Annotated in this window: 9 protein-coding genes; all 9 read right to left on the minus strand. The window is 64.6% G+C overall.

What is annotated here, in order from left to right; all coding sequences use genetic code 11:
• The 9 genes from CDI09_RS02020 to gltB all read right to left on the minus strand — a co-directional run bounded on the left by CDI09_RS02020 (position 1) and on the right by gltB (position 15,285).
• Positions 1 to 1,362, minus strand: coding sequence for a cbb3-type cytochrome c oxidase subunit I (locus CDI09_RS02020; RefSeq protein ID WP_205836603.1), 1,362 nt, complete (start codon positions 1,360 to 1,362; stop codon positions 1 to 3).
• 166 nt (positions 1,363 to 1,528) lie between these two features.
• Positions 1,529 to 2,242 (minus strand): class I SAM-dependent methyltransferase, encoded by a 714-nt coding sequence (locus CDI09_RS02025; RefSeq protein WP_078526689.1) that lies wholly within the window; start codon positions 2,240 to 2,242, stop codon positions 1,529 to 1,531.
• A gap of 223 nt (positions 2,243 to 2,465) precedes the next feature.
• Positions 2,466 to 3,473, minus strand: a complete 1,008-nt coding sequence (gshB, locus tag CDI09_RS02030) for a glutathione synthase (RefSeq protein WP_078526687.1) — start codon at positions 3,471 to 3,473, stop codon at positions 2,466 to 2,468.
• A gap of 112 nt (positions 3,474 to 3,585) precedes the next feature.
• Positions 3,586 to 4,116, minus strand: a complete 531-nt coding sequence (gene greB, locus CDI09_RS02035) for a transcription elongation factor GreB (RefSeq protein ID WP_078526685.1) — start codon at positions 4,114 to 4,116, stop codon at positions 3,586 to 3,588.
• Positions 4,110 to 5,003: an aldose 1-epimerase gene (locus CDI09_RS02040; protein WP_078528072.1), complete on the minus strand. Its 894-nt coding sequence runs from the start codon at positions 5,001 to 5,003 to the stop codon at positions 4,110 to 4,112. Before CDI09_RS02040 ends, greB begins: the two co-directional genes overlap by 7 nt.
• 37 nt (positions 5,004 to 5,040) lie before the next feature.
• The gene (gene uvrB, locus CDI09_RS02045) at positions 5,041 to 7,284 is read right to left on the minus strand and encodes an excinuclease ABC subunit UvrB (protein ID WP_078528070.1); all 2,244 of its coding nucleotides are present in this window, start codon (positions 7,282 to 7,284) and stop codon (positions 5,041 to 5,043) included.
• Between the two features lie 69 nt (positions 7,285 to 7,353).
• Positions 7,354 to 8,745 (minus strand): ABC1 kinase family protein, encoded by a 1,392-nt coding sequence (locus CDI09_RS02050; protein ID WP_078526683.1) that lies wholly within the window; start codon positions 8,743 to 8,745, stop codon positions 7,354 to 7,356.
• Positions 8,726 to 10,561: a M3 family oligoendopeptidase gene (locus tag CDI09_RS02055; RefSeq protein ID WP_078526681.1), complete on the minus strand. Its 1,836-nt coding sequence runs from the start codon at positions 10,559 to 10,561 to the stop codon at positions 8,726 to 8,728. Before CDI09_RS02055 ends, CDI09_RS02050 begins: the two co-directional genes overlap by 20 nt.
• 191 nt (positions 10,562 to 10,752) lie before the next feature.
• Positions 10,753 to 15,285: a glutamate synthase large subunit gene (gltB, locus tag CDI09_RS02060; protein WP_078526679.1), complete on the minus strand. Its 4,533-nt coding sequence runs from the start codon at positions 15,283 to 15,285 to the stop codon at positions 10,753 to 10,755.
• Between the last annotated feature and the right edge of the window lie 2 nt (positions 15,286 to 15,287).

A 15,287-nucleotide genomic window follows, 5' to 3' on the forward strand; every position in this document is an offset into this window, starting at 1 on the left:
TCATGCCTTTTCGCGCGCGGGGGAGGATACCTGCCATTCAGCCGTGCGGGCGCCTGGCCCCCAGTAATTATCCGGCAGGGGACGGCCCGGACGCAGGCCTGCCTGCACCACGATGCCTGCGAACACCAGCACCGACAGGCCCATCAGCACCGCACCCAATACGCCCGGCGCTCCATGGAACGCCAGCAGCGACAGCACGGTTCCGCCGACCGTCAGCCCGAAATGCAGGCGGCTTGCGCCCACCGGGGCCACATGGCCCACCATCTTGCCAATCCAGTAATAGAAACCTGCGAACAGCGCGAAAACGGCAGCATACAGCGTTGCGGCATGCACATCGGCCATGCCGCCGGGCCGCAGTGACATGACGGAGCCAGCCAGCAGCAGGGCAACAAAGCCCACCGCCCATTCCATCGGCACGGAGGCGCGCATGTGCCCCAGCCGCACCGTCTGCGCCCATGCCACCAGCACGACCAGCACCGGCACCACGATCAGCCCGAGCTGCACCGCAGGCGAAGGAGCAGCCAGATGCGCAAGCCCGCCATGCAGCAGGTCATGCACCCATACGGAACCGCCACCCACCGACATGACCACCAGCGCCCCCAGCACAAGGCGCGGCATCTGCAGCGGGCGGTCACAGAAGGTCTCGACAACCTGCGATACGATGCCGATGGAAGGCAGCAGCAGCAGCGCGATCTCGGGGCCGGAAAAGGCATGCAGCAGCACATCGATATGGGTGGAGATATCGCCGCCCCCCAGCCAGATGCGCGTCAGCCCCCCCGCCATGACCGGCATGACCATGACCGCCATCATGCCCGCAAGCCCCTGCGCCCATACAAACAGGGGCAGGTCGCGCAGGCGCTGGCCCATCGGGCCCATGTTGAGCACGGTGGCCACCATGCAGATGCCCTGCATCAGCATGCCCAGGCACCAGCCCAGCAGCGCCAGCAGGGAAACCTGTGCGGGGAGTGCGGGCGAAAGCCCGGCCAGCACGGCCACGAAACTGGCCGCGACCAGCCCCCACCCCGCCAGCGCCAGACGCGGCAGCGCAAGCGCGCGGGCGCGCAGCAGCAGCGGCACGAACCAGTTGCCAAATCCGCCCGTAAGGGCTGGCAGCGCACAGAAAAAGACCATCATCATGCCATGGCGCCGCGCAATGCGCTCCATGGCGCCCGGGGTGTCGCCGCCGGCCCAGGCCTCGATCAGGGCATGGGGCAGCAGACCTGCCTGCAGCCCCACCGCCAGCAATCCGCCCACAAGACCCGCCACAATGGCCATGACGAGGTACAGCATGCCGATGGTCCTGTAGCGACAGGCCACCGTGCCCTGCACCGCATCTGCCCCGAACTGTGTGCCTGTGGGCATACGATGTACTCCCTGCTGCCATGCGCCGGTTATGGCATGGCCAATCGTTACCATGATTTCATCATATACCGCGACTTATACACAAAAACGACCCTGTGGGCCGCCTGTGTGGTCGCGCAATTGTCATTTCAGCCCTGCCGCTGGGGCAGGGCTGTGCCTGCGTGGTTCAGGCCACCATCGGGCTGGCGCAGTCATCCGCCTCACGCTCGAGCGTGACGAGGGTGAACAGGCCCGCGGGGGGAACCGACTGCAGGGTGGCGCGGCGCAGGTCAGCAGGGGGCAGCAGGGATTCAATGGCGAAATCAGGATGCCAGCCCAGCGAGTGCGAAGCCCGCGCCATGCCGCGCTCGACCGCAAGCCTGACCCCGCCTTCAGCAAGGAAATGGTTGACGAACAGGATATGCCCGCCCGGCTTGACCACGCGCTTGAGCTCGGCTAGCAGCGCGCGCGGGTGCGGCACCACCGAGGCCACGAACATGGCCACCGCAATATCGAACGCGCCATCCTCGAAGCCGGTGGCCTCGGCATCCATTTCAAGCAGGGCGTCGACATTGGACAGCTTCATGCGGGCCACGCGCTGGCGGGCGCGCTCGAGCATGTCACCCGACAGGTCGATGCCGGTAATATGCTTGTCGGCCCGGTAATACGGCAGGGCAAGGCCGGTGCCCACGCCCACTTCCAGCACCCTGCCGCCAGGCAGACGGTTCACCGCCTCGACCGCGCGCTTGCGGCCAAAGGCGGAAATGCTGCCAAACAGCGCATCATACACACTGGCCCAGCGGCGATAGGCCGCCTTGACCGCGTTTGCATCCATCGCGGAACGGGGGGACGGGATATCCACAACCCTCTCGGCGGCTTCATTGGGCAGGACATCGCTCATCGGGCTGCTCCCATGTCGTGGCCATGGAAAAGGGCATGGCCAGCCCCCTTCCGTGCTGCATCTGCCATGATCAAATCCGTCCCATCGTGCTGCATTACAATTCCACCTGACCTGCCCACGCGCCACACGGCCCGCGCAACTGCCTGTAATCCCTATCCGGTGTCACGCCACAGGGCGCTACAGCCACGACCACCGTGCCTGTCATGAACACCGGTTCAATTCTCTACGCGTTCACGCCGCCCGCGACCAGACGGGATGTGATGGCATCCCATATCAGGCCAGCGGTATTGATGCCGTCAAAACGGTCAATTTCCTGCAGGCCGGTAGGCGATGTGACATTGATCTCGGTCAACCATTCCCCGATCACGTCAATTCCAACAAAGATCAGCCCCTGCTCGCGCAGCATCGGGCCGATCGTGTCGCAGATCTCACGGTCGCGCGCGGTCAGTTCCGCCCGCACGGGTTTGCCACCCACATGCATGTTCGAGCGTGTCTCGCCCTCGGCGGGGATGCGGTCGATCGCGCCTACGGGCTGGCCATCAACGAGGATGATGCGCTTGTCACCCTTGCGCACGGCGGGTTCGTAGCGCTGGATCATCAGTGGCTCGCGCGAGCGGGCGAAGTGCATTTCCAGCAGGGCGTTGAGGTTGGGGTCATCCTCGCGGATGCGGAACACACCGGCACCCCCGTTGCCAAACAGCGGCTTGACGATGATGTCGCGCCATTTCGCGCGGAATTCCAGAATCGCCTTCACATCCCATGTCACCAGCGTGGGGGGCATGAGGTCGGGATAATGCGTGACCAGGATCTTCTCGGGCGCGTTGCGCACGGCAGCGGGGTTGTTCACCACCAGCGCGCGGTCCGGGCCAATGCCGTGGATATGCTCGAGAATATGGGTGGCGGTGATGTAGGCCATGTCGAATGGCGGGTCCTGGCGCATCAGGATCACGTCCATGCCTGCAAGGTCGATCACCTGCTCGGGGCCGAAGGTGGCATGGTCGCCCGCCCTGCGCTGCACCGTAACCGGGCGCGCGCGGGCGCTTACGCGGTCCGTGCGGTGGCCCTGCGGGCTGGCGCGCCCCTCGCTCAGGCTCAGCGCCTCGACCTGATAGACAAACAGCTCATGGCCTCTGGCCTGCGCCTCGAGCATCATGGCGAATGTCGAATCACCGTTGATGTCGATGGCACCAAGCGGGTCCATCTGGACGGCAACCTTCAGGGGGCGTGACATAGGATCAGTTTCTCCGCGCGGAACAGGTCCGGTTCGAGCCGACGGTAACAAAGGGCAACCATCAGCAGCCAAATGTCATAATATGCCTTCCGCCCCACGGCCAGCCCCCCTTTCAGCGTAAAGGCGGATAAGCGATGGCGAGCACCTCGATCATTTCCTCCCCGCGCGGAGTGACCAGCTTCACCTCATCGCCCACGCCCGCGCGCATGAGGGCCCGCGCCACGGGCGAGACGAGGCTGACCTGGCCTGCCGCCATGTCCGCCTCGTCCACGCCAAGAATGGTAACGGTCCGTTCCTCATCGCGTTCGCTCACGTAAGTGACGGTCGCGCCAAAAAAGACCCGGTCGCGCTGCGGCTGGGCTGCGGGGTCGACAATGATGGCGTTGTCGATGCGCTTGGTGAGGAAGCGGATGCGACGGTCGATCTCGCGCAGGCGGCGCTTGCCGTACTGGTAGTCGCCATTTTCCGAGCGGTCGCCATTGCCTGCCGCCCACGATACGATTTCAACAATCTTCGGCCGCTCATCGCGCAGCAGGGCATTGAGTTCACGCCGCATGGCCTCGATGCCGGTGGGCGTGATGTAGCATGACAGACCACCGGTTGCGGGCTTGCCATCTCTGGTTGCGGCACGGGTTTTCAGCATCGCGCCACCGTCATGCGGATATGCCCTTCCATCTTCTGGCCAGGTGCCAGCACGCGCACGCCGCTATCGGCAATGGCCATGCGGTTGAAGCCATCATTCATGTTGCTGACCGGCTCCAGCCCGATATAGGGCTGGCCGGGCGGCGTAAACAGCACCAGATGGCGCAGTTCGGGGCTGCCCTCGAGCGTCAGGGCATAGCCCTCGCGCGGCCAGCGCAGGAAGGCGCTGCCCGACCAGCCAGCGTAGCAGTTGTCGATGGCTGCCTCCCCCACGTCACGCATATGGGCGAATGACCACTGCCCCTCCGCCGGGATGCGCAGAAGCGGCAGGTGATCGGGCGCGCTGGTCCATACACTGCTGGCCGCGAACCCGACCCTGAGCCCGGCATGACGGGGAAAATACGGATGAAACCCCATGCCCACCGGCTGGCTGCGGGTATCGGTGTTCTCGATCAGGATGCCAATCGAAAGCCCGGCCTCACGCAGGTCATAGCGCAGCTGGGCGCGGTAGCTGAACGGCCATTCTCCCCCGCGCGGGCCAAGGGGAGCGTAGTCGAGCGAGAGTGTTGCGCTACTGTCGGACAGCATGGCGATTCGCCACCGGTGCTGCCAGCCATTGCCATGAATGGCGCAGTTCTCGCCCGCAAAATTGGGGGTGAGGTGATAATCCACCCCCTCGAAACGGAACTGGTCGCCCGCTACCCGGTTGGAAAACGGCACGAGCGGATACCCCGCCACGGCGCGCCCGTGCTGCGCCACAAGGTGAGGATCGGCCACCGGGCGCAGGAAATCCATCGTGCCGCTGCGCCAGAAGGCGATGCTGCCGCCCATGTCGGGCAGCAGGCCGAGGCGGGCGGCTCCGGCGGTAAGTTCCAGCGTTGCGGACATCTCGCGTTCATGCTGCCCCGCGCATGGCGGCATGGCCCTATCGCCCACGGCGCTTTCCCCTTCCCCTGGCCTGCTCGGGGTCATAACCACCCCCGCCCGGGCCGAGTGGCACGGGGCCACGGTTGCGCCGGGCAATGGCCTTGGGGCTGGTGCCTGGCATGCCTGCGCTCGATTGCGGCAACGGCGGCGGCTCCATGCCGAGTTCAAGCGCCTCAAGCCTGCGGATTTCATCACGCAGGCGGGCTGCGGTCTCGAATTCCAGCTCCGCCGAGGCATCGCGCATCTTCTTTTCCAGGTCAGCGATGGCGGCCTTGTAGTCCTTGCCCACCATCTCCTGCACGCTGCCATCGGCCGTGGGTGCGACCGTGACATAATCCTGCTCGAACACCGAGGAGATGGCCTCGCCAATATGCTTGCGCACCGATTGCGGGGTAATGCCGTGCTCCTCGTTCCACAGGCTCTGCTTTTCGCGCCTGCGGGCGGTCTCCTCGATGGCGTAGGCCAGGCTGTCGGTCATCTTGTCAGCGTACAGCAACACCCGGCCATCGACGTTACGCGCGGCGCGGCCAATGGTCTGGATGAGCGATGTGCGCGAACGCAGGAAGCCTTCCTTGTCGGCATCAAGAATGGCGACAAGCGAGCATTCGGGAATATCCAGCCCCTCACGCAGCAGATTGATGCCGATCAGCACATCGAAAGCGCCAAGGCGCAGATCGCGGATGATCTCGATACGCTCGAGCGTATCCACATCCGAATGCAGGTAGCGCACGCGGATGCCCGCCTCGTTCATGTATTCGGTCAGATCCTCGGCCATGCGCTTGGTCAGGGTAGTGACCAGCACGCGCCCGCCATCGGCAATGGTCTGGCGGCATTCAGCCAGCAGGTCGTCTACCTGATGCTCGACCGGGCGGACGATGGTGATCGGGTCGATCAGCCCGGTGGGGCGGATGACCTGCTCGGCAAACACGCCCTCGGTGCGGCGGATCTCCCACGGGCCGGGGGTGGCGCTGACAAACAGGCTCTGCGGACGGAATTTGTCCCATTCCGCAAAGGTGAGCGGGCGGTTGTCGAGGCATGAGGGCAGGCGGAAGCCGAATTCGGCCAGCACGGATTTGCGCGCATGGTCGCCTCGCTCCATGCCGCCAATCTGCGGCACGGTCACGTGGCTTTCATCCACGATCAGCAGCGCATCCTCGGGCAGGTATTCGAACAGGGTAGGCGGTGGCTCGCCCGGCGCGCGGCCCGACAGGTAGCGTGAATAGTTCTCGATGCCCTTGCACACGCCGGTGGTCTCGATCATCTCGAGGTCGAACGTAGTGCGCTGCTGCAGGCGCTCGGCCTCGAGCAGCTTGCCCTCGGCCGTGAAGGTGGCCAGCGTGTCGCGCAGCTCCTGCTTTATGCCGGTCATGGCCTGCGTAAGCGTGGGGCGCGGGGTGACGTAATGGCTGTTGGCGTAGATGCTGATGGATTCGAGGTCGCTGGTCTTTTCGCCGGTCAGCGGGTCGAATTCGCTGATCTCGTCAATCTCGTCGCCAAACAGACTGATGCGCCAGGCGCGGTCCTCGTTCTGCACGGGAAAGACGTCGATCGTCTCGCCCCGCACGCGGAAGGTGCCGCGCTGGAAGGCGGCATCGTTGCGGCGGTACTGTAGCTCGACCAGCGCCTTGATCAGTTTGTCACGCGCGATCTCGCCGCCCACCTCGAGCTTGACCACCATGCGCGAATACGTCTCGACCGAGCCGATACCGTAGATGCACGATACCGAGGCCACGATGATGACATCGTTGCGCTCGAGCAGCGCCTGCGTTGCGGCATGCCGCATGCGGTCGATCTGCTCGTTTATCTGGCTGTCTTTTTCAATATACGTGTCCGACCGGGGCACATAGGCCTCGGGCTGGTAGTAATCATAGTAGCTGACAAAATACTCGACCGCGTTATCCGGGAAGAACTGCTTCATCTCGGCATAAAGCTGGGCGGCGAGTGTCTTGTTGGGCGCGAGCACGAGGGTCGGCTTCTGCGTGGCCTCGATGATCTTGGCCATGGTGAAGGTCTTGCCCGACCCCGTAACGCCCAGCAGCACCTGATCGCGCTCGCCCGCTTCCACGCCGGCCACCAGCTCGGCAATGGCCGTGGGCTGGTCGCCTGCGGGCTCATAAGGCGAATGAACCCTGAATTTGTTGACCTTGGGCTTGGCCGCCTGCCGCTCGGGCTGGAAGGTCACCGGCATGTCGGCGGGATCGATATCGGTGGTTTTCTTCTTTTTGCGTGATGCTGTTGCCATGGCTACACCAAGTGGGGCGCCACCGGCCATGGCGCAAGGGCCATGGCCGGTGGCTTTCCGCCCTCCCCTTTAATGCTGCGCGCCAAGCGGCGGCGGCACGCGGGCCGCGCGCAGGGCTTCGGCCTGACGCGTGGCAAGGGCCGCCTCGCTGAAGTCGCCTGCAAGTTCCTGGAACAGCGCATGCCAGTTCACCTTGGCCTTGAGCCGCAGGAACACGCTGCCCAGCCCCACGGCGGAGCGGTCAACCAGCACGAATTCACGCGGAGGCTGCACGCCGCCGGTGCGCTTGAGGCCGTTATAGACCCGCTCGGCCACGGCGCGGCCGTATTGCGGGTCGTTATCTTCCTGAATGAAGCGCTCGCGGTCATCGAGCAGCGGGCCGTAGATGAAGCGCGCCCACTCATTGAGCACCCGCACCGTATCACGCGACAGGTTGACAAAGCCCCATGCCTCGTAAGCCTGCATGGCCAGATCCTCGTCATCCGTCTCGATTGCCTTGTGCAGATCGATGATGCCCTGCACGAAACGCGGGCGGAAAATGCGGATGGCGCCAAAGTCGAGCAGGTTGATGCCGTAATCATCGCGTATGGTGAAATTGCCCATATGCGGGTCGCCATGGATCACGCCATAGCGGTACAGCGGCGCATACCACGCGCGGAACAGGGCGCGCGCCATGCTGTTGCGCTGCTCCTGCGTGGGGTTGGCGTCGAGCACCTTCTGCAGGCCCTGACCGTTGACCCATTCCATGGTCAGCAGGCGGGTCGTGCACAGGCTGTCGATGGGTTCGGGAATGGTCACATCGGGCCAGTCCGCCATCATGATGCGATACAGCCGCATGTTGGCGGCCTCGCGCTGGTAGTCGAGTTCCTCGTACAGGCGGTCCTGCAGTTCCTCGAGCACGTCATCCTGGCAGATGGTGCTGTCGAGGCGATAGAACAGACCCACGGCCATGCGGAACTGGCGCAGATCGGACTCGACGGTTGATTTCATGTCCGGGTATTGCAGCTTGCACGCCACCTGCCGCCCGTCGGGCAGCACCGCGCGATGCACCTGCCCAAGGCTTGCCGCAGCCGAGGCCGTGCGGTCGAACGAGCGGAAGTTACGCTCCCAGTTCGGGCCGAGTTCGGCGGCCATGCGGCGGCGCACGAAGGTCCAGCCCATGGGTGGCGCGTTGGCCTGAAGCTGGGCCAGTTCCTTGGCATATTCCTCGGGCAGGGCGCCGGGAATGGTGGAAAGAAGCTGCGCGCCCTTCATCAGCGGGCCTTTAAGCCCGCCGAGCACGCTTTTCAGGTCCTCGGCATGCACATTCTGATTGGAGCGGAAGCCCATCTTGTGCCCGGCAATGCGCGCGGCAATGCCGCCCACCGTGCCCGAGGTGCGCACCATGCGGCGGAATTCACCAAACAGGCCGGTATTATCGAGATTCCGTTCATCCGCCACGTCAGACACGCTCCAGTTCATCTATAAATCCGGCGATCACATCCAGCCCCTTCTGCCAGAAACCCGGATCGGCCGCATCCAGCCCGAAGGGGGCCAGCAGTTCGCGGTGCCGCAGGGTTCCACCAGCCTTGAGCATGTCGAGATACTTGTCCTGAAAACCAGGGTGCCCGGACCGGAACACCCCGTATAGCGCGTTTACCAGGCAATCGCCAAAGGCATAGGCATACACATAAAATGGTGAATGGATGAAATGCGGAACATATGTCCAGTACACATCATAATCTGGCGTGAAGTTGAAGGCGGGGCCAAGGCTCTCGGCCTGGGTCTGGCGCCAGATCTCGCCAATGCGCGCGGGGAGCAGTTCACCCTTGCGGCGCTCCTCATGCACCAGCATCTCGAAGCGGTAGAACGCGATCTGACGCACCACGGTGTTGAGCATGTCCTCCACCTTGGCGGCCAGCATCAGCCTGCGCCGGGCCGGGTCGGTCTGGGCATCGAGCAGGGCGCGGAAGGTCAGCATCTCGCCAAACACGCTGGCGGTCTCGGCCAGGGTGAGCGGCGTGCTGGACATGAGGTAGCCCTGCCTGCCCGCCAGCACCTGATGCACGCCGTGACCGAGTTCATGCGCCAGCGTCATCACATCGCGCGTGCGGCCACGGTAGTTGAGCAGCAGATAGGGGTGGACGGACGGCACGGTGGGGTGGGCAAACGCGCCTGACGCCTTGCCCGGCACGGGCGGCGCGTCGATCCACGCATGATCGAAGAACTGACTGGCCACTTCGCCCATGCGCGGGTCAAAGCCTTCATAGGCGCCGAGTACCTGTTTCGTCGCCTCCGCCCAGGGAATCAGCGGTTCATCCTGCGTGGTCAGGGGCGCGTTGCGGTCCCAGTATTCCAGCTTTTCAAGGCCGAGCCATTTGGCCTTGAGCGCATAATAGCGGTGCGACAGGCGGGGATAGGCTTCGGTCACGGCCTGCACCAGCGCGTCCACCACCTCGTCTTCCACCATGTTGGCGCAGTTGCGCGCCGATGTGGGGCGCGGGTAATGGCGCAGCCCGTCCATGATGGCCTTGTCCTTGGCCAGCGTGTTGGTAACGAGCGAGAACAGCTTCACGTTCTGGCCCAGCGTCTCGCCAATGGCGCCCGCCGCCGTGGCGCGCTGCTTGCGGTCTGGACTGGACATGGTGTCGAGCGCATTGCCCAGCGTGACCTGCTCGCCGCCAAGGCGCACGCGCAGACCGGCCATCGTCTCGTCAAACAGGCGGTTCCACGCCGCGGCCCCGGTGACCGATTTCTCGTGCAGGACCGCCTCGACCTCATCGGAAAGCTGATAGGGGCGGAACACCCGCAGGTCGCGCAGGAAAGGCGCCCAGTGCGCCAGCGCCGGGTCGCTCATCTGGGCTGCCAGCACTCCATCGTCAATGCGGTTGATCTCGAGCGTGAAGAACAGCAGGTGGGTGGAAATTGTGGTCAGCCGCTCATTGACCGACTGCGCGAACCGCGCCACGCCTGAATCAGACGTATTGGCCGCGAACAGAAGCTGGGCATATGACCCCGCCCGGCCCAGCACCTCGTCAATGCGCTGATATTCGGCAATGGCCTGTGCAAGTTCCGCCCCCGGCAGACCGGCCAGCCTGCCCTGCCATGCATTGCTGAAGGCCTGCGCATCGGCCTCGGCCTGATCGAGGTCGGTAGCCAGTTCGGGGGCATCCGGCCCGGCATACAGGTCCGACAGATCCCACCGCGGCAGGCCGGCAAGGCCAGTCGTGGTTGCGGGGGCCTGGGCATCAGCGCTGCGCGGGGCAGACGGGGAGGCGGGAAAATTCGCTTTGAACATAGATCGGGCACCAACCATCAGATCGGGCGAAGCCTGTGCACCGGCACCAGCCCCGCGATTCCATGATGTGAATCTAGTGCGTCACGCCCCGCTATGCGACCCCACTGCCCGATATTATGCCCCGAACGCAGGCGGGGCCGGACATTGCTGCCCGGCCCCGCCGTTGTGTAACCCGATAAAAACCGCCCGGCTTACGCGCCTATGGCAAGGGCCGGAGCCTCGAAGCCGATGACCCTGGCATATTCCTTGGGCACGACATGCCAGAAGCGCGGCAGCGTCTTGTCCCAGTTATGCAGCAGCAGTTCGGCATAGCGGCTGCCGGTCTCGCGGGCATGGGTCTCGACGTGTTCACGCAGCACGGCCTCCCACTTGGGGTCATGCACGCGGCACCACATGACCGTATCGGGGTTTACCCGCTCGGCAAACGTGCCGCTGGCGTCATACACAAAGGCCATGCCGCCGGTGAAGCCCGCGCCGAAATTGTCGCCAATCTCGCCAAGGATCACCACCGTGCCGCCGGTCATGTATTCACACCCGTTCGACCCGCAGCCCTCGACCACGCCAATGGCGCCCGAATTGCGCACGGCAAAGCGCTCGCCCGCCTGCCCTGCGGCATACAGCGCACCTGCGGTTGCGCCATACAGCACCGTGTTGCCCACGATTGCGTTCTCGTTCGATACGAGGCTTGAGGAAGGCGAAGGCCGCACCACGATGGTCGCCCCCGAGAGTCCCTTGCCCACGTAGTCGTTCGCATCGCCCAGCACCTCGAGCTTGAGGCCCTGTACCGCGAACGCGCCAAGCGACTGCCCCGCCGAGCCGCGCAGCCGCGCCGTCAGGTGACCCGGCGCGAGCTTGGCCATGCCGAACTGCCGCACGATGAGCGAGGAAATGCGCGTGCCAATGGCGCGGTGCGTGTTCTGCACGTTGTACTGCAGCTGCATCTTCTCGCCATGGTCGAACAGCGGGCGCGCATCGGCGATCATCTGCGCATCCAGCGTCTCGGGCACCTCGTTACGGCCCTCACGCGTGCAGTAGCGGCCATAGGGGCCGGGATCGGCCTGGGCCAGCAGCGAGTTGAGGTCGAGGTCATCGAGATAGTCCGCCCCGCGCAGCACCTGATGCAGCAGGTCGGTGCGGCCAATGATCTCGTTCAGCGTGGTGAAGCCCAGGGAGGCAAGAATGTTGCGCACGTCCTCGGCAATGAAGGAGAACAGGTTGATGACCTTCTCCGGCGTGCCCTCGAACTTCTTGCGCAGTTCCTCATCCTGCACGCACACGCCCACGGGGCAGGTGTTGGAGTGGCACTGCCGCACCATGATGCAGCCCATGGCCACGAGACTGGCCGTACCGATACCGAACTCTTCCGCGCCCAGCATGGCGGCGATCACCACGTCACGCCCGGTTTTCAGGCCGCCATCGGTGCGCAGCTTTACGCGGTGGCGCAGGCGGTTGAGCATCAGCACCTGATGCGCCTCCGCCAGCCCCAGCTCCCACGGCATGCCCGCGTATTTGACCGAGGACTGCGGGCTGGCACCCGTGCCGCCCGAATGGCCCGAGATCAGGATCGCATCCGCCTTGGCCTTGGCAACGCCTGCCGCGATCGTGCCGATGCCCGAGCGCGCGACGAGCTTCACGGTCACGGTGGCCTCGGGGTTGATCTGCTTGAGGTCGTAGATCAGCTGGGCCAGATCCTCGATCGAGTAGATGTCGTGGTGCGGCGGCGGCGAGATCAGGGTCACGCCCTCCGTCGCATGGCGCAGCTTCGCGATCAGGCCGGTCACCTTGAAGCCGGGCAACTGCCCGCCCTCACCGGGCTTCGCACCTTGCGCCATCTTGATCTCGATCTCGCGGCAGTCGTTCAGATACTGCGCGGTCACGCCAAAGCGGCCCGAGGCGATCTGCTTGATGGCGGAAGATGCATTATCGCCATTGGGGCGCGGCTTCGCGCGGGCGGGATCTTCACCACCCTCGCCCGAATCGGACTTGGCGCCGATGCGGTTCATGGCGATCGACAGCGTCTCGTGCGCCTCGGGGCTGAGGGCGCCGAGCGAGATGCCCGGAGCAATCAGGCGCTTGCGCAGTTCGGTGATGCTCTCGACCGATTCCACGGGTATGGGCGTGCGCCCGCCACGGAAGTCGAGCAGGTCGCGCAGGGCCACCGGCGGCTGGCGGCGCACCGCATCGGCATAACGCTGGTAGATGGAAAAGCTGCCGGTGCCCACGGCGGTCTGGAGCATGTGGATCAGGTTGCCATCAAAGGCATGCACTTCCCCGCTGCGGCGCAGCTTGTAGCGCCCGCCGACGGACAGCGTCTCCACCTGTCTGTTCCACGCCTTGTGGTGGAAGCTGAGCACATTGCGCGCGATGCCGGTCAGGCCGATGCCCGAGATGCGCGAGGGCATGCCGGGGAAGAACTCCGCCGTCAGCGCACGGGAAAGCCCGATGGCCTCGAAATTGTAGCCGCCACGATACGACGCCACGATGGAGATACCCATCTTGGACATGATCTTGAGCAGACCCTTGTTGACCGCCTTGCGGTAGCGCTCCACCGCCTCGCTCAGCGTAAGCTGGCCGAACAGGCCGCGACGGTGGCGGTCGGCAATGCTTTCCTGCGCCAGGTACGGGTTGACCGTGGTCGCACCCACGCCAATGGTCACCGCAATGGCATGCACGTCGAGCGCACCGGCCGAGCGCACGTTGAGCGAGGTGAACGTGCGCAGCGACTGGCGCACAAGATGCGTGTGCACCGCCGCCGTGGCGAGGATCATGGGGATATAGGCCCGCTCGCTGGACTGGTGCTCATCGGTCAGGAACACATGGGTGCAGCCCTGGCGCACGCGGTCCTCGGCCTCGGCGCGGATGCGCGCGATGGCGGCGCGCAGCCCGGCCTCGCCCTCGGCGGCGGGGAAAGTGCAGTCAATGATGCAGGCATTCTTGCCACAGAATTCGACCAGCGCCTGGAACTCGCCCGTGGTCAGCACCGGAGAGGGAAGCTGGAGCAGGTCGCACTGGCTCTCGCTTTCCTCAAGGATGTTGCCAAGGTTGCCAAGGCGGGTCACGAGGCTCATCACCCGCGTTTCACGAAGGCTGTCGATGGGCGGATTGGTGACCTGGCTGAAGGCCTGACGGAAGTAATGCGCCAGCCCCCGGTAACGGGAGGAGAGCACGGCAAGCGGCGTGTCATCACCCATCGAGCCAATGGCCTCGGCGGCGTTTTCCACCATGGGCTGCAGGATTGTCTCGAGATCCTCGAGCGTCAGGCCCACGGCAAGCTGGCGGCGACGCAGCATCTCGGCCTCATACAGCACCGGCTCGCTGCCATCGGGGCGGACAATGCTCGAGATTTCCTGCGTGCGCTTGACCCAGCTCGAAAAGTCCTGCCGCTGCGAAAGCTCATTGAGCAGCTCTTCATTGCTGTAGAGCTTCGCGGTTTTCAGGTCGAGTGCAAGCGACTGCCCCGGCCCGAGGCGGCCACGGCTGACGATCTCGGCCTCGGGCACCTTCACCATGCCTGTCTCGGAACCCACGATCAGCAGGCCGCCCTGGGTCAGGGTGTAGCGCAGCGGACGCAGGCCGCTGCGGTCGAGGCCAGCCACCATCCAGCGGCCATCGGTGGCGCACAGGGCGGCGGGGCCATCCCATGGTTCCATCACCGCATTGCAGTAGGAATACATATCCTTGTGGCGCTGCGGCATGGCGGAGTTGCCACCAACACTTGCCGGAATCATCAGGCAGCGCGCCATGGGCGCGTCACGGCCTGCGAAGGTCAGCAGTTCGAACACGTTGTCGAAGCATGCGGTGTCCGACCCCTGCGCCTGCACCACGGGCTTGAGGTCATCCATGTAGGGGTCAAGGATGGGGTCGGCGAGGCGCGTCTCGTGGCTCTTCATCCAGTTCACGTTGCCCGAGATGGTGTTGATCTCACCATTATGGGCAAGGCGGCGGAACGGCTGGGCCAGCTTCCATGTGGGGAAGGTGTTGGTCGAGTAGCGCTGGTGATAGATGGCAAAGCGGCTGACAAAGCGCGGGTCGAGCAGGTCGGGGTAGAACTCGGTCAGGTGCTCGGCCAGAAACATGCCCTTGTAAATGAGCGAGCGGCATGACAGCGAGCACACATACAGGTCAACCTGATTGGCGATCGCACTCTTCTCGATCTTGCGGCGGATCACGTACAGGTCGCGCTCGAACTCCTCCTCCCCGCTGCCGGGCAGGTTGCGGATCAGGATCTGCTCGATCTCGGGGCGGGTGGCATTGGCCTTCTCGCCGATGCAGTCGGTGTTGATGGGCACCTGACGCCAGCCATAGATGCTATAGCCAAACGCCAGAATCTCGCTCTCGATGATCTGGCGGCAGCGCTCCTGGGCCGCGATATCGGTCTTGGGCAGGAAGATCATGCCCACCGCGATCTGGCTGTCCACGCCGCTTTCCGCGCCACCGGCATGAATCGCGTCGGCAAAGAAATCCTGCGGAATCTCGACATGGATGCCCGCGCCATCGCCGGTCTTGCCATCGGCATCGACAGCGCCACGGTGCCACACGGCCTTCAGGGCTGCGATGCCAGCTTCCACCACGTCGCGACGCGGCTTGCCATCAAGAGCGGCCACCATGCCCACGCCGCAGGCATCATGCTCATCGGCAGGAGTGTACAGGCCCGAGATGGCCTGCGCGTTATCGCGCCATTCCTGAACGAAATCGGCGGACTGGTTTTTGAACTGATCCATCATGC

The sequence above is a fragment of the Komagataeibacter nataicola genome (assembly GCF_003207795.1).
Lineage (GTDB): Bacteria > Pseudomonadota > Alphaproteobacteria > Acetobacterales > Acetobacteraceae > Komagataeibacter > Komagataeibacter nataicola.

Coding starts and splice junctions, on each gene's coding strand:
- CDI09_RS02020 (WP_205836603.1), bottom strand. CDS start 1,362: ATGCCCACAGGCACACAGTTCGGGGCAGATGCGGTGCAGGGCACGGTG.
- CDI09_RS02025 (WP_078526689.1), bottom strand. CDS start 2,242: ATGAGCGATGTCCTGCCCAATGAAGCCGCCGAGAGGGTTGTGGATATC.
- gshB (WP_078526687.1), bottom strand. CDS start 3,473: ATGTCACGCCCCCTGAAGGTTGCCGTCCAGATGGACCCGCTTGGTGCC.
- greB (WP_078526685.1), bottom strand. CDS start 4,116: ATGCTGAAAACCCGTGCCGCAACCAGAGATGGCAAGCCCGCAACCGGT.
- CDI09_RS02040 (WP_078528072.1), bottom strand. CDS start 5,003: ATGTCCGCAACGCTGGAACTTACCGCCGGAGCCGCCCGCCTCGGCCTG.
- uvrB (WP_078528070.1), bottom strand. CDS start 7,284: ATGGCAACAGCATCACGCAAAAAGAAGAAAACCACCGATATCGATCCC.
- CDI09_RS02050 (WP_078526683.1), bottom strand. CDS start 8,745: ATGAACTGGAGCGTGTCTGACGTGGCGGATGAACGGAATCTCGATAAT.
- CDI09_RS02055 (WP_078526681.1), bottom strand. CDS start 10,561: ATGTTCAAAGCGAATTTTCCCGCCTCCCCGTCTGCCCCGCGCAGCGCT.
- gltB (WP_078526679.1), bottom strand. CDS start 15,285: ATGATGGATCAGTTCAAAAACCAGTCCGCCGATTTCGTTCAGGAATGG.